Below are 23,737 nucleotides of genomic sequence, written 5' to 3' on the forward strand. Positions count from 1 at the left end.
AGTGATAAAAAACATTTAAAATCAATAAAAAAAGCATTTTAAAGCAATAAATTTTTTAATTATGAATTTAATATCTTGCACGTGAAGTCAGCCTTACCCTTTAAAAAGTGCAACCAAATACTATAAAAAATACAGTTAAATCAAATGGTTAAACTTTTTCTGGTGCCCCCGACAGGACTCGAACCCGTTACCTCCTGATTACAAATCAGGCGCTCTACCTGCTGAGCTACAAGGGCCCATCGACAATCGTACTACCGCATTAATAAATAAAAATCAAGAAATTATAAGTTTTTATAAACATAATATACTTGGTATTATGACGTAAATAGCTTTTCTGCATTTAAAAATTAAAAATGTTGTACAATATCTTGATATGATAATGTTTATATAGTGTTTAAATAACATATATTCTAAAACAAAATGACCGCGAATAAATAAGATATAAAGAGATACAATTGTTTTACAATTTTCAACAAAAATTGTAAATTGATCAGTTGCTTCTTTTAAAGTTATAACTCTAAAAAATGTAAAGTGACTTAAGGGATGAATCTTAGTGAAATAGAATTAGGTCTGCCAGATGATATTGAAGAACACAAAAAAAAATCTCAAAAAAAGTTTAAGAATCTTCAGGATATTATTTGTTCTCAATTGGAAACATTAGAAAATGAAATAAGAGAAAATTCGACAGATATCCCTTATTCAGATCTTTTCCAAGTAAAACATTGGTTACGCGATAAAAATAAACAAAAAGATCTAGGGGGGGGATGTATAGCAACGTTGTGTGGTGGAAAAGTATTTGAAAAAGCTTCTGTTATGACATCGACAGTTTACGGAGATTTATCTCCAAAGTTTAGAGATCAAATACCGGGAACTTTACAAAACCCATATTTTTGGGCAACAGGTATTTCGGTGATTGTCCATCCTTATAATCCTTATGTCCCTACAGTACATTTTAATCTACGCATGATTATCACTGGCGCTTATTGGTTTGGTGGAGGAATTGATCTAACTCCATTTTTAGAATCTCGTCGCAACCTCAATGATCCAGATGTGATACTCTTCCATGATATTTTAAAAAAAATGTGTGATCAGCATATAGTGGGCTGATTATAAGAAATATAAAGATTGGGTGTGATCGATATTTTTATCTACCACATCGACAAGAATCACGCGGTGTTGGAGGGATATTTTTTGATCATTTGCATTCTTCGCAAAAAATAGGGGGGATTGATGCAGATTTCTCTTTTGTCTCTAATGTCGGAGATTGTTTTGTCAACCTTTATTCATTATTAGTCCGTCGAAATTATCGTCATTTATTTACTGAACAGGATCGTCAAGAGCTATTAAAACGTCGTGGACGATATGTAGAATTTAATCTTCTTTACGATAAAGGAACGAATTTTGGATTTCAAACAGGAGGTAATGTAGAAAGTATTTTGGCATCTATGCCTCCCATAGTTTCTTGGCCATAGTAAATCAATTCAAGAGCATATAAGGAAAATAAGATGGAAGAAGTGAAAATCCACGAAAGTTGGAAAGTTTTGCTAGAAAATCATTTTCAAAGTGATTATATGCACAATTTAAAAAAATTTCTTATTTCTGAAAAAAGAAAAGGAAAAAAAATATTTCCCCGAGGATCTCATTACTTCCGTGCTTTTGATATCACTCCTTTTAACAAGGTGAAAGTTGTCATCATAGGGCAAGATCCTTATCATGGTTATGGTCAGGCACATGGATTGTGTTTTAGTGTTCCTGTTGGAACCCGTATTCCTCCATCTCTTGTTAATGTTTACAAAGAACTAAAAGAAGATATTAATTTCATTCCTCCTGCGCATGGTTTTTTAGAACATTGGGGATATGAAGGTGTATTATTATTAAACGCTGTATTAACAGTTGAAGAAGGACATGCTGCTTCTCATAGAGGAAAAGGATGGGAAAAATTCACAGATTCCGTTATTGATTTGATTAATAATAAGCGTAAAAATATAGTTTTCATGTTGTGGGGAGCTGCTTCTCAAAAAAAACAAGATATTTTAGACCATAAAAGACATCTTGTTCTTAAGGCTGCACATCCATCTCCATTATCAGCTCACCATGGTTTTTTTGGTTGTCGTCATTTTTCTAAAGCTAATCAATATCTTAAAGAACACGGGCAGACATCTATTAATTGGCAACTACCATTGTTATAGTAGATGGGTATTCGCCAGTAGATTTTTTCATTATACATCTCTAAAGATAAATCATACAAGGATATGGAGTTTATCGTCATTTGCTCTTATTAACATTAAGTAATTTTTTTAACCAAAAAATTTTGTTAATACCTTGCCAAAGTAATAAAAATAAATTAAAAAGCGTATTTAGAACAAAAACTATCTTATTCATAGAAAGGAATAATGGTTTTGTGGTTAAAAATAATCAATAATTTGATCAATAAAATATGGTCTCTGTCAATTGTACCTCTTATTCCAACAGAGTTTATCCGTAATCATACTAAAATATCATCTATTTTATGTAATAATTATCGGCATTCTATAAAGAGAGTGTTTGTTTGTTTTGTTTTTGTGATATTTATGATATTGTTGTATGAATTTATTCCTAATTTTGATTTATTTTGTTTACATTAATATATCTAATAATGCAATTTTATTGAAATTATATCATTAGAATTTTTCCCCTATTGTTAGTTATACATCTCTTACTGTTGGGGGGGGAGATACGTATACTTTGCTATATTTCTTTTGTTTTTGTCTTGGTAAATGATGATACAATAAAGAACAACGAAGATGATTCCCGTATTATAAAATGTGTTGACAATTACCATAATTGCGGAATCGGATGAAGTAGAAAGTATTTTATTTCAATATGAATTGGGAATAATTCCTGTAAAGTTTATTGATATGAATGAAAGACAAGCAATTGAATATGTCATCATGCATATTTATTAGGAAAATTGATATCAAGGTCTAGTATTGAAAAAAGTATAATTGAAAAAAGTATAATGACTCGCAAAGAATTTTCTGCATCTATGAACAAAAAAATGCAGTAACCAAAAAGCTGGGCTAAGGATGATTTTTCATTCGTATCTCAGTTTTAATATGATAAGATCGCAAAAAGTTAAAAATAAGGACAATGGGTTTTGATCTTTTATGAAGAGTAATGTGTTAAAAAAAAATTAATACTATGAACATAGTGTGATCAAACATCTTTCATATAAAATATAGTATATCAGTGTAATGGATATCTTAGTCAAAGAAAATATTTCTTCTTATCTCATAACCCCTAAAAAGCCACATTTTGAATTTGAAACAATAATACAAGAAAAAAATATGTGGCCAGTAGCAGGAATAGATGAGGTAGGGCGTGGTGCTATTGCAGGACCTGTTGTGGTAGCAGCTATTATTCTTGATCCAAATAACATTCCTGATGATATTAATGATTCAAAAAAAATGTCACAGAAAAAAAGAGAAGAATTATATGAAAAAATTATGAGTAGTGCAGTTGTTTCCATCGCTTCTGCCAGCAGTCAGTATATTGATCAGCATAATATTCATAAAGCTACCCTTGATACAATGTGTCGTGTTGTAAAAAATTTGCCGGTTATTCCACAATCTGTTCTTATCGATGGACGAAGTATTCCTGAACATTTACCATGCCAAGCATTTTCCATTATCAAGGGGGATTCTATTTCTTTATCTATTGCTGCAGCATCTATTATAGCTAAGGTCACACGTGATCGTTTTATGAAGATGGCTCATAAAAAATATCCAGAGTATGGATTTGATTCTCATGTAGGATATCCAACAGTAAAACATCGACAAGTTATACGCGAAAAGGGACCTAGTCGCATTCATAGAATGACATTTCGTCCATTACATAATTTATCTATCTAAAATTTTAGTACGTTTTTATTAACAGTAATTACACTCCTCATAGATATATTTAAATTTAATATCTATGAGAAGTATCAGATCAATTAGAAAAAATTTTTTATATCATAATCAAATGACTAAAAGTGAAAATTAATACCACAAGATATCATATGTGCCATGCCACTTTTACGATCAAGCGCAGCATTCATGGTATCTTTCATTTCTTTACTCATTCCATATAGAATTACACGAGGAGAAATACGATAATCAGCAGATACAGAGATGTTTTGATTTGGTATCATATAAGCTACACCAAAGCCCGCAGATGGATTTAACCCGTATACACTAAACGATTTATTGTCGACAGATTTTTTAATTGGAATATAGATTCCTCCTAATGTTCCCATTCCGTAGAAAAGAAACGAATCTATCGAATATCCTAACTTATATGTAGCATCTACATTTAAACCCAATCCTGCTAATTTACTAGATCGCTCTTCTTGGTCATATTGAAAACCAACACCGACATCAAAACCATGGACATAATCTCCCATCTGGATGTTATAGCCGAATATAGGTTCTAGTTTATCTCTAAGTGGTGTACCGTATGGTCTAATTTCACCATAAGCTGTCTGAGTTCCTGCCCGATGAGTTAGATTCAATCCTGCATGATAACCGGACCAGATGCCATATTCGTCATCTTGATATTCTACATTATGTACTATGTTACGTACTATTTTTTTTTCATCTAAGGATTTTTTTTTCATAGGAATATATATATCTCCCGCCATCGAGTAGCTTGAGATCATTAAAGATACTGCAAATAAAATACCACATTTATAAAAATTCATAAAACACCTTTCTTAAATTATTTATAAAAAGAAAATAATCTTCAACATACTATCCTTGTAATTAATTTCATTAAAAATTGCAACATGACTATAAGTATTTGTAGATATCTATTATTGGCTATACAAGATATTTTATATAACACATAAAAATTCTTAGCAGTAATTTTACATAATCCATGATAGAATCGATTATATTATTATATTACACAGAGAAAAAACTGTGATTCGATCTTTAAAATACTTTTTTGGAACATGGTTGCGACATGAGAAAAATCTAGAAAGTTTTTCTCCTCGTACTTTTATGATCTATTTTACTATTTTATTTACTATTTTTATTATAGCAGTGATATTTATAGCGAATGTTTCTTTATTTTATATCGGATTAACACCGTTTTATGGATTAGAATACATACTATTAGAAAACATATCTCTCGTTATTTTTTCTATTATTATATCATTATTATTGGGATATATATCTGGATCGATTCTTAAAGAATTATTTGTTTCCTATAACAAAATATCTAAATTAAGCCGTACTGATTGTCTTTCTGGATTGCTCAATCATTCTTCTTTTATTTCTAACCTTGAATCTGAAAATGGTAAACTATCAATTGTTTTTTTTGATATTGATTATTTTAAGAAAATTAATGATAATTTTGGACATCCTGTCGGAGATAAAGTAATAAGCTTTATTGCTGATCAATTAGTTTTAGTTTTTGAAAAACCTATGTTTGTAGGGAGATTAGGGGGGGAAGAATTTGCGGCAGCTGCTTTAGGAAATTCAGAAAAAGAAGCTGCAATTTTAGCTAATAATCTTCGACAAATTATAGAAAAATCTCAAATCGATATTTTAAATGGCTCATCTATTCGTATCACTGTTTCAGCTGGAATAGCAGAACGTCGTAATAAAGAACCCATTTCGACAATTGTTTACCAAGCTGATCAAGCTTTATATGTGGCTAAAAAATCAGGACGTAACCGCATTGTTTGCTTCAGTGATATTAAATAACCAAGAAAAACGATTAATTTTGGATAGAACATGAGCAATAAATCGATAGCATGATCTTATGATCAATCATCTCTCACCATACCAAGAGCACGCAAATATACGTCAAGAATTTGCTCTTCTTCCATCCATTGTTTTTCATCTTTTTTACGTAAAGAGAGAATTTTTCTAATTGCTTTTACATCAAAACCGGTTGTTTTCGCCTCATTGTAGATATCTTTAATATTCTCCGCAATAAGTTTTTTTTCTTCTTCAAGTCGCTCAAGTCGCTCAATTACAGTGCGCAACTGATCATGCGTAACGCTTTGGATGCTATCAATCATCATTTATCCTTAATTATGAATAGCTTCATTAACAAAAACCATAAACACATATGAACAAAGATTGTTATATCGTCAATCTAATAAAAGATTGTTATATCGTCAATCTAATAATAGTATTTATCAACAATATACTAAAATAAGTGAGCAACAATTTTTTGCTATTACACAATTCATAAAAAAATATACAGACTTTTTTTGCGAAATGAAAAGAAATTACCTTGGTTATCAAATATTTTTTCTTCAAAGTTTTAATATAAATCTTGATATCTATGCAGTCTTAATTTTTAAAGCAAATATTGAAAATAGGAAGGATGTCTTTCTCCCTTATAAATCAATAAACCATCCTGTGGATTAAGTCTCAACGCGTACTGCACAAGCCTCGATTAGCAACAATCGCTCACTTTAATACATCCTATGTGCCATTGGCTATCTAACCGATTAAAAAGCTTTTGCAAAGGCTTTTTGGGCTGTTCAAGATTATACTCAAGATGATATTGTAGATATTGATCATCGTAAAACACTGTAGATTGTAGATACTGTAGTATGTTGATCAGCGTAAAACATGTAAACAACTTTATCTTTTCTAGATCTTTATCTTTTCTAGTATCAGGTTGGAGGTTTTCTTACTTATATATATCGGGAAAATATAATGAAATAAAAGTTCCATAATATTTATTATGCGATTAATAGTGGTTCACAAAATAACCTCATATCATAGAAAATGGATTTAGATAATTATTTAAAATTCTAAGAAAAAACTTTTCATCAAAAAAATAATAGAAGAAATTTAAATTACCCTAAAAAACCAACAACAAAATAAAACAAACATAAATCTCTTAAAACCTCTAGAGCGATTAAAAAAATAGAATAAAAAAAAGCAACACGTAAAATAAAAGAAAATAATCCATAAAGTGTCATAGTAAAAAGTTCCAATATGTTACAAATAAAGTGAGATAACAATGAGGCTTCGGGAAGCTACTTTAATATTTAGTCAATGAAGGCTTCGCCCCCACCTTTGGTAGGTCCCCAACACTCGTCTCATTCTTCGACTTCGCAAGCCTCGGTTGCCCCTCGGATGGTCTCAATAGAGAACCATAACGAAAGGACGCTCTAACTCTTCGTATTTTTCTTTATAAGATATTTACAAACATACCTAGCTTAGGATAAGTCTTCCTGAAGAAGACGTACATGAGAAAATCCTTCATAATTCCATTCATTTTGTATTTCAGCTTTTTTAAGTAATTCCTGATCTGGATCTTGATGTATCAACATATGAACATGAGGATTTCCAGTCTTATGTTTCTCAAACACATAAAAATAACGAAATGTTTTTTTAGTATTTGTTCGCAAACGTTTTAAGAATAAAGTTACCCTTTTCCCAAAACTTATACATAAAAGGTTATATTTCATATCAGTATCTAAAATAGGAAAAACAGAAGAAATCCTAGGGAAAGAATAGTTCGATAAAACCTCATGATAAACAACGTTTTGTTTATACTTCCTACCTAATCTAGTATCTAGTATCTAGTATCTAGTATCTAGTATCAGGAGAATCATCAACAAATTCTCCAATAGAAGTAGCATAATCAATGGTATGCTTTTTAGCTGTAAATGTCAAACTAATAAACCAAGTACGTGTAGAACGAATAACTTCTGTCTGACAACGATGTAACCAAAATAAACCACGATTCTTTAAACAAGATTCACACTTACGACAAGGAGTAAAAACAAAAAAATAATATTTAAAAGAAAATATAATACCAAAAAAGATCTTTTCCCGCTGATAATATTGTAAAAAAAACAATAGGATCTAAACAAGAACCAGAAAAATCAATAGGAAAAACATTGATAATGTTTTATCAAAACTATGAGAAGAACAAAAATAACTGAGAAGAATGAAAAAGAATATCAATATTTCAAACAAAGATTTTCGTCAATAAATTGGCAATACTAAATTTACTGGAAAAAATTTTTATGTCGTAACTGAATATCACTTATTCTATCTTCAAAAATTTGATTGTTGAAACTGTCGTTCATATTCTTAGAAATAATTTCTCTGATAGATTCAAGAGAATAATCTGCTACTTTTATATAAAATGAACGCTTAGCTTCTAATTCCATATGATTTATTTTTTTTTCTAAATCCACACGATGTACAAAAAAAATTTTCTGCACATGTCGATGATTATCATCTTCAATAATTTTTGCTTTTTGTTTAGCGGCTAAAATAATTTCACTGACTTCTTTTTCAACTTTGCTATATTTTTCTTTATATTGCACTAAAATATTTTCTGATTCCTCACGTAAACGTCTTGCTTCTAATATTTCATCACGCACTTTATCAGCATGAGCATCAAGGAAAGATAATATCTTTGAAGGGATACGCATATACATCAATGCAGTGAGAAAAATAACAAGAGATATAAAAACTAAAAAAGTTTCATCAAAAAAATTCATTAATCACCCTCTCTTCTGATCTATCACCATTTTTATGGTAGATTGCACATCTACATCAGAGACGGGAAAACCAATTTTTCGAACTAAATCTTTAGTAACTTCTTCTACAACGAAACGGATCTCCTTTGATGCTTTGTTTTGCATATCATCTATTTTAGATTGTGCATCTAAAAGTTTATTTGACAAATCTTTCTCTAGAATTTTTCTTTGAGAATCTAGATGATTATCAGCATTTATTAGCGCCATATCAACAATCTCCTTGGCATTCTTGCGAGCAATTACCAATAATTCTTCATACGATGAAACGATAGAATCCACTTCTTTCTTAGCAAGAATCGTATTATCTTTGTCATCTGATATTTTATTACGACGCATCTCCATAACAAAATACAGACGAGGTAAAATAAATCGATGCATTATCCAATAAAAAAAACCAAAAATAATAAAAAGCCAGAAGAATTCTGATAAAAAAGTTCCAGTATGAAAAGGAGGGAATTTACTTGAAAAATCAGAAGATGAAGTCATATTTGCCTTCTTTATAATTGCGAAATGTGTTCTTCGTCACATTACATTTAATCCAAAAAATTCTTATTCAAACTACGAAAAGAAGAAGTATTACTATTAAGAGCAAAAATATTGCTACTGATTCAGCAATTGCAGCAAAAATTAAAACTTGTGACTTTTGATGAACAGCTGCAGATGGATTGCGCAAAGCTCCAGACAAGTAATTAGAAAAAATGTTACCAATTGCAAGCGCAACTAGTCCCATAGCTAAACACGCCATACCAATAGCAAGAAATTTCGCTGCTAAAGAATAATGACTAATTGCCGCAAGTGCTGATACTGATTCTATTCCCATTTATTTCTCCTTGTTGTAATTAAATATTGACGTTTTTCAAAATAATTTCACTATAGTTTTAATGTTGATCACATTTATATACATCACCAATATATAAGCAGGTTAACATCATAAAAATATACGCTTGCATAAATGCAACAAAAAATTCAAGACCCGTTATTAAAACATTGAAAATAACGGGTAAACAAGAAAATATCATACCTAAGACACCAATAGATGCCATGGAGGTAGAAAATCCGGCAAATACCTTTAACATCATGTGTCCTGCTAACATGTTTGCGAATAAACGTAACGACAGACTAATCGGACGAGATAAAAACGAAGCAATTTCCACAAAACAAACCAATGGTTTCATAACTGTAGGAATCCCTGATGGAATAAATAATTTTAAAAATCGCAAGCCATTCTTATAAAAACCAGATATAATAACGCTTAAAATGACCAAAAGTGCGAAACTTGCAGTTATGGATATTTGACTTGTAAACGAAAAAAGATATGGGAACATACCCAATAAATTAGCCGTTGTTAAAAAGAGAAATAAAGAAAAAACAAAAGAAAAAAAACCTTTAGATTGAGGTCCAGCAGAATCACATAAGGTAGACATAACGAACTGATATATAATTTCAAAAACAGACTGCAAGCGCGTAGGAACTACTTTGCAGTTATAGACCGCAAAGAAAGATGTAATAAAAATAACCAATGAGCAAATAAGCATCGAAAGAGAGGAGTTGGTAAAAGACAAATTTAATCCACCAACATGAATAGGAATAACTTCATGTACTATAAATTGACTCATGGGAGATTTAGACATGCACTACTCTCTCTTTATATTGACACCACTATAAAAATAAAATCTACAACCATTTATACGTACGAGCAGGATTCAAAAATACTTCCGTATACTAAAAATATATTTAAAATATTTACATCGAAAAATACAATGTTCAGCATATTAAAAAAAATCAAAATGTCTACTAAATATTAAAGATTACATCTATAAAAATAAATTACATCTATAAAAATATTGAATATTAAAAAAAAAAGACGACACATTAGCATCATAAAAAAATAATAAAAAATCACTCTTAAAAAAATAATTTCAAGAGTGAATATCATCCATCTAATGACAAGAACAATATCCTTTAAAAAAATCTAAAAACATTGCTATACCAAACAAGTGCTTTTAAAAAATCCAATCATGCTGTCTTACAATTCCTTCATAAAAAAGGAAAAACCAAATATTCTTATATTTTATATCATGAAATTTTGGGTATAACTTTTCTTTATACAAGTTCGCATTCATAAGTAAATATCCTTATACATAATTCAATCAAGTTTTTGATTAAAATATCTAACAAAACACCTTTTGTTTTTCAAACCATATCACAGAAAAAATCACCACTTAAAAAATATACTTTACTATAAAGGTCAAGAGGTTATTTATGATATTAAGAACTAATATTCAATAAAATTGGCAAAGGCCTGTAAAATAAATACCAGTAAGTCAGTGAATTTTAGAATGATAAATTGCATAAAACTAAAGAAAATCAATGAGAAAATTTCTTGTGATTTTTTAAATCACCGAAGAACAGCGTACTATTTTGTATAATGCTTTTAAAAAAACATCAATATCTTCTTGTGTAGTGGTATCACCACAAGAAATTCGTAAAGCACCCGTCGATGTATCATATCCCATAGCATTTAGCACATGATTTTTCTTGGTTTTTCCAGAAGAACATGCAGATCCAGCTGAGACAGCGATTCCTTCAAGGTCAAGAGCAATTTGTAAAACTTCTGCTTTTAAAAAAGGGATACTAAAACAACAAGTATTAGAAATTCGCTGCACATCTTCTCCATAAATGATGATATTAGGAATTATCTTTTTTAATTCTTTTTCTAAATAATTGCGTATACCAGTGATGCGTAAAGAACGTTTTTGTATATCTTTTCCCATATATTGTGCGGCAGCAGCAAATCCACTAATAACAGCATAATTTTCTGTACCTGCACGATGACCTTTTTCTTGATCCCCTCCTCTTAAGAGAGGAGATGGCAACAAAGTATCTTCTCGAAAGATAAGCGCTCCAGATCCTATAGGAGCCCCTAACTTATGCGATGAAATAATAAGAAAATCCGCTCCTATTTCTTCTATAGAAAGAGGAATGCGCCCTGCTGCTTGCACAGCATCGACAACTAAAATACCTTGATATTTCTTAACTATCCGCGAAACCTCTGTGATTGGCTGAATGACGCCTGTTTCATTATTAACCAACATAATAGCTATCATAGGAATACCACATGCAGAATCTCTGTTCTCTAAAGCATCAGCCAACGCCTTAAGATCAACGATTCCTTCAGATAAAACTGGTATCTTATGAATTTTATGAGAAGGAAAATGTCCTCCTGAATAAACAGCAGGATGCTCTATTGCAGAAATATAGAGCGAATCAATCAATAATTTTTGAGACCCCTTATAAAAATTAGGTGTTAAAACCCAATTTGCTGACTCTGTTGCACTGCTTGTAAAAATAATATGCTCGGATTTTGCACCACAAAAATCAGCGATAATCCGACGTGATTCCTCAATATAAAAACGCGTTTTTTGCCCTTCTCTATGCACAGATGAAGGGTTTCCACAAAAATCTAAAGCTTTGACAAAAGATTTTCTTGCAACATCTAAAAGAGGTGCTGTAGCGTTCCAATCAAGATAAACTCTTCTAAACAATATTTTTCTCTTTATTTATCGTATAAATATGCTTTATACGTAATCTAAAAATAAGATAACTATCTTAAACTCAAGTATCTTCCTAACTATTAACATAAATCTAACGCTTTTTTTATTAATTTAATTATAAAAAAGTGTTGTTATAATAATTATCTTTTTTGTAGAAAAGTAGCATCCAAATGCCCGAAGTAGTTTTCAATGGCCCCTCAGGTCGCTTAGAAGGACGTTATCAACCCTCTAAAGATCCAAACGCTCCTATTGCGTTAATACTTCATCCTCATCCCCGATTTGGCGGAACGATGAATAATAATATTGTTTATCAGCTATTCTATCTTTTCCAAACGAGAGGATTCGTCTCATTGAGATTTAATTTTCGAGGAATTGGTAGAAGTGAAGGAGAATTTGGCCATGGTGATGGTGAATTATCTGATGCTGCCGCTGCTTTAGATTGGGTGCAATCTCTCAACCCTGAAAGTAAAAGTTGTTGGATTGCAGGTTATTCTTTCGGAGCATTGATTGCTATGCAGCTTTTGATGCGGCGTCCTGAAATTAATGGTTTTATATCTGTTGCCCCACAGCCTAAAAGTTATGATTTTTCTTTCTTAGCACCCTGTCCTTCTTCTGGTTTGATTGTCAATGGCAGTAATGATCTGGTAGGCGCAACATCTGATATCAAAGAATTGGTAAACAAGCTTATGAATCAAAAAGGAATTTCTATAACCCACAAAATTATTTCTGATGCAAATCATTTTTTTGTCGGTAAAGTGGATGAATTAATAAGTGAATGTTCTCATTATCTTGATAATTCTTTAAACCAAAAATTATCCCTCTCACAACAATCTTTCAAACGTCTTCGTTGAAATATCATATTTTTCAATAGGTACTATTAGATTTTGTGAGCTTTGAGCTAAAGGATAGCCTAAAATAAGATATTAATGGGAAACTATAGGCATGGAAAAATGTTCTAGGAGTACTTGGAAACTTGCGCATGGTCGTAATATAGATATCGGCTATCAATCACTTATTATGGCGATTGTTAATGTTACACCAGATTCTTTTTCCGATGGAGGAAAGAATTTAGTTCGTGAAAAGGCTATTTCTTATTCTATTAGTTGTTTAAAAGAAGGAGCTGATATTATTGATATTGGCGGAGAATCTACGCGCCCTGATGCTATACCAGTCAGCGCAAAAGAAGAACAAAAGCGTATTATCCCAGTTATAGAAGAATTAGCTAGCCGTACGAATGCTATTATTTCCGTTGACACATATAAACCTGAAACTGCTGAATTGGCTATTAAGGCAGGAGCTCATATTGTTAATGATGTGTGTGGATTGCAAAATGATATAAATATGGCTAAGAGAATAGCAAAATATAATGCCGGTGTTTGTATTATGCACACAGGTCGTAACCGTACAAAAATTGTCGATGTTTTTGAAGATCAGTTTTACTTTTTAAATCATTCACTGGAAATTGCTTCACGTTCGGGAATTTCACGGGAACAAATAGTTATTGATCCAGGTTTTGGATTTGCCAAAAAAACTAACGAAAGCTTTGCCTTAATAGAAGGATTTTCAAAATTGAAGAATCTTGATTTCCCTATATTAGTTGGTATATCAAGAAAAAAATTATTAGGAGAAATAACACACAGTAATAAACCATTGAATTTAGATGATAGCACGGCTACAGTCAATTGCCTCCTAAGAAAAGCAGGAGCTCATATCTTTAGGGTTCATAACGTGAAAATCAATAGAGATGCTTTGCGTATAGTTGATAATGTTATGAAGACTCAATCTTAGTTTACAGATAGTAAGATGAAAAAATAATATGTTTAATACAAGTTATACAATATTTTTAAAGAATTGTTCTTTTTTTGCCTATCATGGTGTTTATAAAGAAGAACAAAGTAAAGGTCAGCAGTTTTTTATTGATATAGAAATGCGGCTTATAAAAAATTTTGTTTTAGATAATGATAATATAGAAAATACAATTGATTATAGTGACGTATTTACCGTGACAGAAAAAGTCGTTATTGGAACAAGACATAACCTTATTGAATCTCTTGCAAATGAAATTGCTACGAAATTACTAAAAGAATTCAAAAAGATCAATCACATCATTGTTACCGTAAGAAAGCCTAACGCACCAATTAAGGGTACACTTGACTATGTAGAAGTCAAAGTAGAATATTCTCATGAACAAAAAAAATGATACTATTGCGATCGGACTAGGAAGCAATATTGGAAATAAGAAGAAGTATATTGCTCAAGCCTTGCAATTACTTAACAACCATAAGGATTGTGAAGTAATATCTGTATCGCGTTTATATCATACCCCTCCTTGGGGAAAAAATGATCAAGATTTTTTTTTCAATGCTGTTTCTCTTATTAAAACACGAGTTTCTCCCAATGAATTATTGGATATTTTGTTATCCATTGAAAATAAATTAAATAGGAAACGTGATGTATTATGGGGCTCTCGTACAATTGATCTTGACATCCTTATTTTAGGAGATTACGTATGCGCGACTGATCGCTTAACAATACCTCATCCATATATTACAGAAAGGGCTTTTGTAATAGCACCGTTATCTGACGTTGCTCCTGACATAGTTATTAAAGGATTGTCTGTAAAAAAATGGTTTGATCACATTGATGTTTCAAAAATGCAAGTTATAGATGATAGTCGTGACTGGTGGATTGATTGTGATTAACACATCGATTGTAATCTCAGTGAATCAACAAAGTAATATTTTCATTGTTTGTAGGAATTAGATAATTTTCTTCATATTAACAACTGTCATGATGATGTCTTGTGTATATTTAATCAAGGAAAGACGATTATTCCTCACTTCTATATCATCTATATTGACCAGTACTTTATCAAAAAAATCTTCAATAGGTTCGTATAAAGAATACAGGAGATCTCCTATTTGATGATATCTCTTATTATGCAGGCTTTCTTTTATACGAAAATTAAGATCAGATATAACGCTATACAGTTTCTTTTCAGATTCTAGTAAAAATTTTTGAACATTAATGTTTGTTGATATTTCTGTGTTCTTTTTTTCTTCTATAGATAAAATTTGAACAATACGTTTGGCAGATAAGAGGAATTTTTGTCCTTTAGTGCTATTAAAAAACTCATTCAAATGAGTAATGAGATCAACCACAGTTAAAAGATTGTCATTTTCAGGTCGTAATATTGCCTCAATGAGATCATGTCGAATACCTATCTCACGTAAGTGTAATTTTAAACGATCATGAAAAAACATAATCAGAGTACTATCTTCTATCAATTGTGATAAAGGAAGATCAATCTTATTAGATAATATAATACGGATAATGCCAAGTGCAGCTCGACGTAATGCATAAGGATCTTTTGAGCCACTTGGCTTTTCATTAATCGCCCAAAAATTGATGAGAATATCGATTTTATCCGCCAATGATAAAGTAATTGATACTTTATTGGTTGGCACATCTTCTAACGGACCACGTGGTTTTAAGTGCTCTTCAATAGCATTACAACAAACGACGGATTCATTTTGTAAAGCAGCATACTCTTTGCCTATTTTCCCTTGCAACTCTGGAAATTCTCTGACGATATCTGTGCACAAATCAGCTTTTGCAAGTACTGCTGAACGATCTACTAAATCGATATCAGAATCTATTAACTGCGATATTTTTTTTCCCAGGGTTCTGATACGTGATACCCTTTCTCCTTGCGTTCCTATTTTAGTATGAAAAACTACATTCAACATATCAAGTTTTGCCATACGCTGATCTAGCGGTTTAGATAAATCAAGATTAAACTTAAGTGCCGATTTTTTTAAAGAAAATAAGTCATAATAATTCTCTTGATCACGTTTCCAGAAATGTAAAGCATCTTCCAAACGAGCGGCCACTACCCTACTATTTCCTTGCGCAATTGCAATTCCACCATCAGCAGCTTGAATATTAGCAACTAGAATAAAACGATTCGCAAGCTTACCTTCCCGAGTGCGCGTGACAAAACACTTTTGATTCGTCTTAATAGTCAAACGAATCAACTCCTCTGGAAGACAAAGATATTTTTCATCAAAATATCCCATAATAACTTGTACCCATTCAACAAGACCCATAATTTCTTCTAAGAGATCATGATCTTCCACTAATTCTAATCCATGAGTAGAAGCTAACTGCCGTGCACCTTGAAGAATGCTTTGACGACGATATTCTGGGTCTAATAATACCATTCCTTTTTCTAAACCTCTGATATAATCATCAAGACATTGGACTTCTATCGGGTGTGGTGCATGAAAACGATGTCCATAAGTAATCTTTCCACAAGGTATGTCTTTTAAATCAAGGTCAATGATTTTACTTTGGCCATTTTCAAGAACAAGAACACATAAAATTGATTTTAATGGTCTTATCCATGAAAAATCACTAATTGAAGAATTGTTTGCACTCCAACGCATTGATTTAGGCCAAGGAACCTTTTGAATCGCTATAGGTACTATTTCTTTAAGAATATCTTCTGCTAAGCGTTTTGGCTTTTTCAGAACTGCTAAATAAACATCTCCTTTTTTCAGATCTTTTTTAATTTTACAATCAGAAATTTTATCTAATCCTGTAGATCTCAAAAATCCATCAATTGCCTTTTGTTCAGCTCCAACTCTTGGCCCTAATCTTTCTTCAATTTTTTCTGGAGAATACGGAGTTAAACCATTAAGGTATAAGAACAAGCGATTTGGTGTCCAGTACTGACGCATATTTTGATATGTTAAGCTATATTCTTTCAATAAACCAATAAGAATTGTGCTCAAATCTTCAGTAGCTTTGCGCTGCATACGTGCAGGAATTTCTTCAGAATAAATTTCAAGCAAAAAATTAGGCATTATTGATTCCTATTCTTCAAGATTATAAATTACTCATACATTTTAATGCACAAGATATGAGCAAGATATGAGAACGTCTATAAATTTTTTTATGAAAGAGAACAGTAAACGAATATTCAAATATTTGTACAGTTATAGAATTCGTTATGCATTAACATCTAAAGGAAAATATGAAAATGCGCTTTTATAAACTGCTTTAAACTACTACATGAGTACCATTTATGGTACCCGGTGAGGGACTCGAACCCTCACGCTTCCGCGTTTGGACCTAAACCAAGTGTGTCTACCAATTCCACCAACCGGGCATAATACATTTTCTTACATCTTATACTTTATAAGTAAGAAATCAATTTAATATTCTAGAAGTACTACGAAAAATAATTTAAAATAGGAATTATTACTCAAATATTTTTTCTTTCCAGAAAATGTTTAATTCCATTCAAATGATTTATTAAATATTCAATGCATTTTTGTTTTCTATCCTACATATCCTTTTCCTACATATCCCTTTTTATGTCGTTACTTACAGTCTGTAATCTGTGTAATTTCTATATGGACAAATGAAATAATTTCGCAAAAACGATGTTGAAAAACAGGATTCGATGATTGGAATGAAATAAGAGAATAAATCATCAAGCATTTTATTCGTAAAAATTCTAAAATATTTTGGCATAATCAACTATCTTATTATCGAAAAACTCTCCAAGACGCTTAATCTCCCATTCTAAAAGAATACCTGATTGATTAAAAACCTTTTTCCGTACTTTTTCACCAAGATATTCAAGATCATATCCAGTTGCATTATTGGTGTTAATCATAAAATTACAGTGTAACTCTGATATTTTAGCACCTCCAAATTCTAATCCACGACAACCAGCTTCTTCTATTAATTTCCACGCAGAGCGTCCAACAGGATTTTTAAAAGTAGAACCTCCGGTTTTCTCTTTAATTGGTTGTATTTTTTCACGATAATCACGAACATCATCGATGGCAGATTGAATAACATTTTTAGATTCTTGGAATCCCCGCAGAACCACATGAGTAATAATCAAATCTTTTGCAAGATCTGAAAAACGATACTGATATTTTAATTTATTTTGAGGAATAACATGTTGATTCCCCATACGATCTATAACATGCACTTCAACCACATGCTGAGAAGTCTCACAATTATTAGAACCAGCATTCATATATGCTGCCCCTCCAATTGATCCCGGAATACCATAGAAAAAATGAAATCCTCCAATACCATAACGCAAAGCCCAGTTAGCGAGAGATTTCCCTGAACAACTAGCACCTACAATAATTTCACAATCATTTCTTTTTTCTATACTACTAAAACCAGCATGCGATAATCGCAAAACAATGCCCTTAATCCCAGCATCACGAACTAAAATATTTGAACCTAGTCCCACAATCGTTATAGGAACATCATGAGGTAAGAGAGAGAGAAAATATTTTAAGTCATCTATATCCTGAGGTTGGAACATGACTTCTGCATTACCACCAGCGCGAAACCATGTTATCTTATTCATTGGAAAATTTTCCTGAAATTTCCCCTTGAACTGTTTGCTTTTATTTCTTAAAGAGACTAAATAGTTTTCGTAAATCACATCATGCATATATTTTGTCGAGTAACCAACCCAAGCTCTCCAATCAGAGAAGCTGCCCATTGTGTTATATTACCTGCCCCGAAGAAAATAATAAAATCACCTGCTTCCGCAACATCTAATATCTTCGCTACAAGATGATCAAAAGAATCCATGTAATATGCTTGAGGATGTCCATTTGATTGAATTTTCTTCACTAACTCCGGAGAAGAAAATCCAGATATTTCTTGTTCTCCAGCCGAATAAACAGGGGAAATCAACACAGTATCAGCATCTCCAAAACAAGTGGAAAATTGATCAAAAAGTGCTGAAAGACGTGAATAACGATGTGGCTGATGAATAGCAATAATCTTACGAGGACAAATTTGACGAACCGCAGAAAGAACGGAAGATATTTCTATTGGATGATGCCCATAATCATCGAAAACATGCACATCGTTCCAAATACCAACGAGACTGAATCTTCTTTTGACACCAGAAAATGATGCTAAGCCTTCTGCTATATTTTCTGATGATAAACCTAATTTATGCACTACTGCAATAGACGCACAGGCATTAGAAATATTATGTTCCCCGATTAATGGTAGAGAAAGATCCTTGATGACCGAAGGTTCTTTGCTAAGAACACCTTGAACTGTAACATCAAAAATAGAACGATCTGAACATCTTCTAATATTTGAATAACAAATATCAGCTTGAGAATGTCGACCATAGGTAATAATTTTACGATTTTGAATGCGAGCAACGAGAGAAAGAATCTCCGGATGATCAAGACAAACTACTGCAAAACCATAAAAAGGAATACCATCAATAAACTTGTAAAAAGCGGCACGAATAGCATCAAAATCACCATAGTAATCTAAGTGTTCTGGATCAATATTCGTAACGACTACAATATCTGAAGGCAATCTTATAAATGTTCCATCTGATTCATCGGCTTCAACAACAATCCACTCACTCGTCCCAATACGAGTATTTGTTCCATAAGAATTAATAATTCCTCCATTAATAACTGTTGGATCAAATTTTCCTTGTTCAAGCAATGTTGCAATTAACGAAGTTGTTGTTGTTTTACCATGAGTACCGCTAACAGAGATAGATTTACGACAACGCATAATTCCAGCAAGCATTTCAGAACGAAATATTACAGGGATATTTTTCTTACGCGCGGCAATACATTCGACATTATCTTTATCAATTGCCGAAGAAACTACTAGAATTTCAGCATCATTAATATTTTCTACATTATGACCTATAGAAACTTTAATCCCTTGTTTACGAAGTCTCTGTACATTCGGGCTAATGATAACATCTGATCCTTGCACATGATAACCAGTATTGTGCAAGACCTCGGCAATACCACTCATTCCTATACCACCTATTCCAACAAAATGTATTGGACCCATTCCTTCTGGATTTAGCATGTGCAGTCCTTCTCTAAAACGAGAGCTATACCTTGTGGAACCAGCATGTAAACTTCCTTCCTAAAAAAGATCTACTCTTTGCATGAGCAAGTTGTTCAATTATATCTGATAACATTAAAACTGCCTGAGTTTTTCCTTTCTCAGAAATATTTTTAGCCATTTGAGATAAACATTCTGGATTTTTCATAGCAGAATAAAGTTCATTAGCCAATCGTTCAGGAGAAAGAAAATCCTGTGTTATCACTTTAGCCCCCCCTCCTTCTTGAAGATAATGCGCATTATGCAACTGATCCTGATGAATGGAATAAGGATAAGGTACAAGAATAGCTGGACGTCCTATAACAGCTATTTCGGAAACGGTCAAAGCTCCTGATCGACATATCAACAAATTTGCTTTCACCATATGCCGTTCAATATCTTTTAAAAAAGAAAAAATATTTACTTTACAGCCTAATTCACTATATTTTTTCTGAACTCTTTCCTTATCATCTTCATGAACTTGTTGCGTAATCACTAGTCTTTTACGCTGTATTTTGGATAGAAGAGAAATGCTTTTAGGGATAACATCAGAAAAAAATCTTGCTCCCTGGCTTCCTCCAAATACCAACAAGTAAAAAGGTTTATCTGAATCACTAACCTGATAAGGAATATCTCGCATTCTTATCAGTGAGTGACGTATAGGATTTCCTGTAACGATAACTTTATGTGATAAATTTTTTTTTTGAGGAGATACCATTCCTCTTGCTATCAATTGTACGCCCCAAGATAAGAGACGATTCGCTCTTCCCATAATGATATTTTGTTCATGGATCATAGATGGTATCCGCAATATTATTCCTGCTAACAAAGGTGAAACAGTGTGATATCCGCCAAAACCTACTATGACTTTTGGTTTTATTTTTTTTATCAAACGTAAAGAAGCAAAAAATCCTTTCACAAAATTTATTAAAGAACGACAAAAAACAATGGGATTAGAAAATCGAATTGGAGAAGAAGCTATTTCGAAAATCGAATCATTAGGAAAATCCATAGTGAAAGGTATAGCACGATGATCAGTTACCAAGCAAACAGTATACCCTCGAGCTTTTAATTCATGTGACAAGGCTATTGCGGGCAATACATGTCCCCCTGTTCCTCCTGCTACTAGTAATACGGCATTATATTCTGACATATCTATAGATCCTAAAACATGTGTGGTGTGGAAACACGCATAAAGTCTTCTTCATAAGCGCGTCTCTCAGGGCGACGACATGTTAATGCTAATAGATAGCCCATTGTAATACATATTCCCAGCATAGAAGACCCTCCGTACGATATAGCAGGCATTGTCATTCCTTTAGTTGGGAGAAGATGTAAATTAACACCGATATTAATAAATGCCTGTAAAGCTATTTGCAATGCAAGACCGAATATAGCCATACGAATAAAATCATCTGATTCAGTTAATGAATAGATAAAAGCACGAACAACTACAAAAGCAAAAATACATAAAATAAAGATACAAAATATGATACCAAATTCCTCAGCAGCTACAGAGAAAACAAAATCCGTATGACTATCTGGTATAACACGTTTTATAGTTCCTTCTCCAGGTCCTTTACCGAACCATCCACCATTAATAATAGCATCACGCGCACTATCTATTTGGAAAGAATCCCCTATTCCAGTCATAAAGTGGTTAATGCGAAACGCAACATGAGGCATTGTTTGATAAGCAATAAATAAACTCACTGCCCCTAAAAAAGCAAAGACAATAATCCACAACCAAGAAATACCTGTGATAAAAAACATACAATCCCATATTAAGCATACAAGAATACTTTGTCCAAAATCAGGTTGTGCAATTAATAAAGCTATTACAATTCCAAATAATATCAAAGAAAAAATATTCCCTGGCATTTCTGGATGATGCATTTGTTCAGCAAAAAACCAAGCGCATACAATAATAAATGATGGTTTGAGGAATTCAGAAGGCTGTATTGATGTTCCTGCAATATATAACCAACGTTTAGCTCCTTTAATTTCCACTCCCCAAAACAATACTAAGACCATAGCTATTAAGGAAAAAAACAGCAAAATAAAGGCAGTATTTTTTACTGTTTTAGGGGTAAAAAAGGAAAAAGATATCATAATAATTATGGACGGAATAAGAAAAAAAGCATGTCTTTTAACAAAATAGAAATTATCTAGACCTAATTTTTCTGCTACAGCAGGCGAAGAAGCAAAGGACAAAACGAGTCCTAACCCTAATAAAAACAAAAACGCCATGAGAGACATCCAATCCACGGTCCAAAACCATTCTGCTAGAATCCCTCTTTCAGCTCGTTTTACCATGGAGATTGTCTTTCCTTCTCTATATCAACAAACATTTCTATGTCTTTTATCTCGGAAACCAGTGACATAAATGAAAATCCTCTTTCTCGAAAATCAGTATATTGATCAAAACTCGCACATCCTGGTGAAAATAATATAACAGATGAAAGTTGCGTATTTTCTGCATCACGAATAGCGCTTTTAAGTGCTTGATCAAGAGTGTTAGAAATAGTGCTATGTATTTTGCATCCGAGATGATGAGAAAAGAGCATAGAAGAATCCCCAATAAAGTAAGCTTTAGCTATCTTTGATAAAAGAGGGAAAAGAATAGAAAAATCTTCCGATTTAGATACACCACCTGCAATCCAATAAATTGCACGTTTTTCGTTAGAGATTGCGTTAACAACAGAATGAAGATTCGTTGCTTTCGAATCATTAATAAAAATAACATCTCCTAATTGTGCTATTGTCTGCAAACGATGTGTTAAACCATCAAACGAAGATAATGCTCTTTTGATATCATCATTTTTTAAACCTAATCGCATACAAACGGTAGCAGATGCTGCTAAATTTTGAATATTATGTTTTTTAATTTCTCTTGAAAAATCAAAAATTATTTTTGATGTTGAAGAACATTTAAGGGAATATTCGTCAATATATAAATCAGAATCTAACGGCATTAATTTAGATGATATTCTAGATATAGAATGTTCGCAACAATTCACATCACTGGCAATTTTCTTACATTGATCATCCTGTGTACAAATAATCGCATGTTTACTCATTTTCACAATTTTTTCTTTAATGCGCACATAATTATCTAAACTATGATGACGATCAAGATGATCGGGAGAAATATTTAAAAGAACCCCTATAGACGGATCAATTGTTGGCGCTAATTCTATCTGATAAGAAGAGCACTCAATAACGTAAAAACGATTGGGAACAAAATATTCAAGATTTAAAATAGGAAGACCAATATTACCGCCTAATTGTACATCGTAACCATTGTTTTGTAAGATATGAGCGATCAATGCAACTGTAGAAGACTTACCATTAGTACCAGTAACAGCAATAAAAAGAGACTGTTGCAACGAAAAACGTCGTTCACGCACAAATAATTCGATATCTCCAATGATTTCAACATTAAATTGGTTAGCTAATGTGACACACCAATGAGCGTTTTCTCCTGTTAAAGCAATCCCTGGAGAAAGAACTAAATAATTAATATTGCTCCATGAAATAGTACGAAAATCAACGACTTTTATGCCCATATCTTGTGCTTTTTTCACAGCAACAGGATGATCATCCCAAGCAATGACATGCGCCCCAGAATTATTTAAGGAATTCGCAACAGATAATCCAGAACTCCCTAATCCAAAAATGGCAATCGAATGATTCTTAAAACTTCTCAATTTCATAA

Annotated in this window: 22 protein-coding genes, 2 tRNA genes and 1 pseudogene; 8 read left to right on the forward strand and 17 right to left on the reverse strand. The window is 32.2% G+C overall.

The features are described 5' to 3' along the window. Window positions 1–160: 160 nt before the first annotated feature. Window positions 161–236: transfer RNA gene (locus tag G293_RS05030), tRNA-Thr, on the reverse strand. A gap of 307 nt (window positions 237–543) precedes the next feature. Between G293_RS05030 and hemF the strand changes: the two are divergent. From hemF to G293_RS05050, 3 genes and pseudogenes are all read left to right on the forward strand, one after another. Further along, window positions 544–1,472 (forward strand): annotated as a pseudogene (gene hemF, locus G293_RS05035) (oxygen-dependent coproporphyrinogen oxidase). Between the two features lie 33 nt (window positions 1,473–1,505). Next, window positions 1,506–2,189 carry a uracil-DNA glycosylase gene (gene ung / locus G293_RS05040; RefSeq protein ID WP_047264565.1) on the forward strand — a complete coding sequence of 228 codons (684 nt, stop codon included), beginning with the start codon at window positions 1,506–1,508 and terminating at the stop codon, window positions 2,187–2,189. Between the two features lie 1,044 nt (window positions 2,190–3,233). Beyond that, on the forward strand, window positions 3,234–3,890 hold the full coding sequence (locus G293_RS05050) for a ribonuclease HII (protein ID WP_047264567.1): 657 nt from the start codon (window positions 3,234–3,236) through the stop codon (window positions 3,888–3,890). A 116-nt stretch (window positions 3,891–4,006) separates the two neighbouring features. Here the strand turns inward: G293_RS05050 and G293_RS05055 are convergent, their stop codons facing one another. Then, the gene (locus G293_RS05055; protein ID WP_047264568.1) at window positions 4,007–4,720 is read right to left on the reverse strand and encodes a hypothetical protein; all 714 of its coding nucleotides are present in this window, start codon (window positions 4,718–4,720) and stop codon (window positions 4,007–4,009) included. 220 nt (window positions 4,721–4,940) lie between these two features. Here G293_RS05055 and G293_RS05060 point away from each other — a divergent pair, with 220 nt between their 5' ends. Further along, window positions 4,941–5,729: a GGDEF domain-containing protein gene (locus G293_RS05060; RefSeq protein WP_047264569.1), complete on the forward strand. Its 789-nt coding sequence runs from the start codon at window positions 4,941–4,943 to the stop codon at window positions 5,727–5,729. Between the two features lie 62 nt (window positions 5,730–5,791). Here the strand turns inward: G293_RS05060 and G293_RS05065 are convergent, their stop codons facing one another. The 8 genes from G293_RS05065 to G293_RS05105 form a co-directional block, all read right to left on the reverse strand. Further along, window positions 5,792–6,049, reverse strand: coding sequence for a DUF2312 domain-containing protein (locus G293_RS05065; protein WP_047264570.1), 258 nt, complete (start codon window positions 6,047–6,049; stop codon window positions 5,792–5,794). A 1,158-nt stretch (window positions 6,050–7,207) separates the two neighbouring features. Then, window positions 7,208–7,459: a rolling circle replication-associated protein gene (locus G293_RS06065; protein WP_047264572.1), complete on the reverse strand. Its 252-nt coding sequence runs from the start codon at window positions 7,457–7,459 to the stop codon at window positions 7,208–7,210. A 121-nt stretch (window positions 7,460–7,580) separates the two neighbouring features. Continuing rightward, complete coding sequence (locus G293_RS05080; RefSeq protein WP_047264573.1) at window positions 7,581–7,853, reverse strand: hypothetical protein; 273 nt, start codon at window positions 7,851–7,853, stop codon at window positions 7,581–7,583. A 152-nt stretch (window positions 7,854–8,005) separates the two neighbouring features. Then, window positions 8,006–8,506: a F0F1 ATP synthase subunit B family protein gene (locus G293_RS05085; RefSeq protein ID WP_047264574.1), complete on the reverse strand. Its 501-nt coding sequence runs from the start codon at window positions 8,504–8,506 to the stop codon at window positions 8,006–8,008. 3 nt (window positions 8,507–8,509) lie between these two features. Continuing rightward, window positions 8,510–9,031, reverse strand: a complete 522-nt coding sequence (locus G293_RS05090; RefSeq protein ID WP_047264575.1) for a F0F1 ATP synthase subunit B family protein — start codon at window positions 9,029–9,031, stop codon at window positions 8,510–8,512. Between the two features lie 67 nt (window positions 9,032–9,098). Then, complete coding sequence (locus G293_RS05095) at window positions 9,099–9,365, reverse strand: ATP synthase subunit c family protein (protein ID WP_047264576.1); 267 nt, start codon at window positions 9,363–9,365, stop codon at window positions 9,099–9,101. Window positions 9,366–9,423: 58 nt separating this feature from the next. After that, the gene (locus G293_RS05100; protein WP_047264577.1) at window positions 9,424–10,176 is read right to left on the reverse strand and encodes a F0F1 ATP synthase subunit A; all 753 of its coding nucleotides are present in this window, start codon (window positions 10,174–10,176) and stop codon (window positions 9,424–9,426) included. Window positions 10,177–10,938: 762 nt separating this feature from the next. Beyond that, window positions 10,939–12,090: a cysteine desulfurase family protein gene (locus G293_RS05105; RefSeq protein ID WP_047264578.1), complete on the reverse strand. Its 1,152-nt coding sequence runs from the start codon at window positions 12,088–12,090 to the stop codon at window positions 10,939–10,941. A gap of 179 nt (window positions 12,091–12,269) precedes the next feature. On the opposite strand from G293_RS05105, the gene G293_RS05110 reads away from it, so the two are divergent. The 4 genes from G293_RS05110 to folK all read left to right on the forward strand — a co-directional run bounded on the left by G293_RS05110 (window position 12,270) and on the right by folK (window position 14,801). Next, window positions 12,270–12,950, forward strand: a complete 681-nt coding sequence (locus tag G293_RS05110) for an alpha/beta hydrolase (RefSeq protein WP_047264579.1) — start codon at window positions 12,270–12,272, stop codon at window positions 12,948–12,950. A gap of 91 nt (window positions 12,951–13,041) precedes the next feature. Then, window positions 13,042–13,887: a dihydropteroate synthase gene (gene folP, locus G293_RS05115; protein WP_047264580.1), complete on the forward strand. Its 846-nt coding sequence runs from the start codon at window positions 13,042–13,044 to the stop codon at window positions 13,885–13,887. A 28-nt stretch (window positions 13,888–13,915) separates the two neighbouring features. Next, on the forward strand, window positions 13,916–14,299 hold the full coding sequence (folB, locus tag G293_RS05120) for a dihydroneopterin aldolase (RefSeq protein ID WP_047264581.1): 384 nt from the start codon (window positions 13,916–13,918) through the stop codon (window positions 14,297–14,299). Further along, window positions 14,283–14,801, forward strand: coding sequence for a 2-amino-4-hydroxy-6-hydroxymethyldihydropteridine diphosphokinase (gene folK, locus G293_RS05125; RefSeq protein ID WP_047264582.1), 519 nt, complete (start codon window positions 14,283–14,285; stop codon window positions 14,799–14,801). Before folB ends, folK begins: the two co-directional genes overlap by 17 nt. A 57-nt stretch (window positions 14,802–14,858) precedes the next feature. Here folK and glyS read toward each other — a convergent pair whose 3' ends face one another. From glyS to murD, 7 genes are all read right to left on the reverse strand, one after another. After that, window positions 14,859–16,967 carry a glycine--tRNA ligase subunit beta gene (gene glyS, locus G293_RS05130; protein ID WP_047264583.1) on the reverse strand — a complete coding sequence of 703 codons (2,109 nt, stop codon included), beginning with the start codon at window positions 16,965–16,967 and terminating at the stop codon, window positions 14,859–14,861. A 222-nt stretch (window positions 16,968–17,189) separates the two neighbouring features. Further along, window positions 17,190–17,272 (reverse strand) — tRNA-Leu (locus G293_RS05135). A 351-nt stretch (window positions 17,273–17,623) separates the two neighbouring features. Continuing rightward, on the reverse strand, window positions 17,624–18,589 hold the full coding sequence (gene murB, locus G293_RS05140; RefSeq protein WP_047264584.1) for a UDP-N-acetylmuramate dehydrogenase: 966 nt from the start codon (window positions 18,587–18,589) through the stop codon (window positions 17,624–17,626). Next, on the reverse strand, window positions 18,577–20,001 hold the full coding sequence (gene murC / locus G293_RS05145) for a UDP-N-acetylmuramate--L-alanine ligase (protein ID WP_047264585.1): 1,425 nt from the start codon (window positions 19,999–20,001) through the stop codon (window positions 18,577–18,579). Before murC ends, murB begins: the two co-directional genes overlap by 13 nt. A gap of 25 nt (window positions 20,002–20,026) precedes the next feature. Next, window positions 20,027–21,172, reverse strand: coding sequence for an undecaprenyldiphospho-muramoylpentapeptide beta-N-acetylglucosaminyltransferase (gene murG, locus G293_RS05150; RefSeq protein ID WP_047264586.1), 1,146 nt, complete (start codon window positions 21,170–21,172; stop codon window positions 20,027–20,029). 11 nt (window positions 21,173–21,183) lie between these two features. Continuing rightward, the gene (locus G293_RS05155) at window positions 21,184–22,335 is read right to left on the reverse strand and encodes an FtsW/RodA/SpoVE family cell cycle protein (protein ID WP_047264587.1); all 1,152 of its coding nucleotides are present in this window, start codon (window positions 22,333–22,335) and stop codon (window positions 21,184–21,186) included. Beyond that, window positions 22,329–23,735, reverse strand: coding sequence for a UDP-N-acetylmuramoyl-L-alanine--D-glutamate ligase (murD, locus tag G293_RS05160; protein WP_047264588.1), 1,407 nt, complete (start codon window positions 23,733–23,735; stop codon window positions 22,329–22,331). Before murD ends, G293_RS05155 begins: the two co-directional genes overlap by 7 nt. Between the last annotated feature and the right edge of the window lie 2 nt (window positions 23,736–23,737).

The sequence above is a fragment of the Candidatus Liberibacter africanus PTSAPSY genome (assembly GCF_001021085.1).
GTDB classification, from domain to species: domain Bacteria; phylum Pseudomonadota; class Alphaproteobacteria; order Rhizobiales; family Rhizobiaceae; genus Liberibacter; species Liberibacter africanus.

Coding starts and splice junctions, on each gene's coding strand:
- murD (WP_047264588.1), bottom strand. CDS start 23,735: ATGAAATTGAGAAGTTTTAAGAATCATTCGATTGCCATTTTTGGATTA.
- G293_RS05055 (WP_047264568.1), bottom strand. CDS start 4,720: ATGAATTTTTATAAATGTGGTATTTTATTTGCAGTATCTTTAATGATC.
- folP (WP_047264580.1), top strand. CDS start 13,042: ATGGAAAAATGTTCTAGGAGTACTTGGAAACTTGCGCATGGTCGTAAT.
- G293_RS05095 (WP_047264576.1), bottom strand. CDS start 9,365: ATGGGAATAGAATCAGTATCAGCACTTGCGGCAATTAGTCATTATTCT.
- folB (WP_047264581.1), top strand. CDS start 13,916: ATGTTTAATACAAGTTATACAATATTTTTAAAGAATTGTTCTTTTTTT.
- G293_RS05090 (WP_047264575.1), bottom strand. CDS start 9,031: ATGACTTCATCTTCTGATTTTTCAAGTAAATTCCCTCCTTTTCATACT.
- murG (WP_047264586.1), bottom strand. CDS start 21,172: ATGTCAGAATATAATGCCGTATTACTAGTAGCAGGAGGAACAGGGGGA.
- folK (WP_047264582.1), top strand. CDS start 14,283: ATGAACAAAAAAAATGATACTATTGCGATCGGACTAGGAAGCAATATT.
- G293_RS05110 (WP_047264579.1), top strand. CDS start 12,270: ATGCCCGAAGTAGTTTTCAATGGCCCCTCAGGTCGCTTAGAAGGACGT.
- murC (WP_047264585.1), bottom strand. CDS start 20,001: ATGCTAAATCCAGAAGGAATGGGTCCAATACATTTTGTTGGAATAGGT.
- ung (WP_047264565.1), top strand. CDS start 1,506: ATGGAAGAAGTGAAAATCCACGAAAGTTGGAAAGTTTTGCTAGAAAAT.
- glyS (WP_047264583.1), bottom strand. CDS start 16,967: ATGCCTAATTTTTTGCTTGAAATTTATTCTGAAGAAATTCCTGCACGT.
- murB (WP_047264584.1), bottom strand. CDS start 18,589: ATGCATGATGTGATTTACGAAAACTATTTAGTCTCTTTAAGAAATAAA.
- G293_RS05050 (WP_047264567.1), top strand. CDS start 3,234: ATGGATATCTTAGTCAAAGAAAATATTTCTTCTTATCTCATAACCCCT.
- G293_RS06065 (WP_047264572.1), bottom strand. CDS start 7,459: ATGAAATATAACCTTTTATGTATAAGTTTTGGGAAAAGGGTAACTTTA.
- G293_RS05085 (WP_047264574.1), bottom strand. CDS start 8,506: ATGAATTTTTTTGATGAAACTTTTTTAGTTTTTATATCTCTTGTTATT.
- G293_RS05100 (WP_047264577.1), bottom strand. CDS start 10,176: ATGTCTAAATCTCCCATGAGTCAATTTATAGTACATGAAGTTATTCCT.
- G293_RS05155 (WP_047264587.1), bottom strand. CDS start 22,335: ATGGTAAAACGAGCTGAAAGAGGGATTCTAGCAGAATGGTTTTGGACC.
- G293_RS05065 (WP_047264570.1), bottom strand. CDS start 6,049: ATGATTGATAGCATCCAAAGCGTTACGCATGATCAGTTGCGCACTGTA.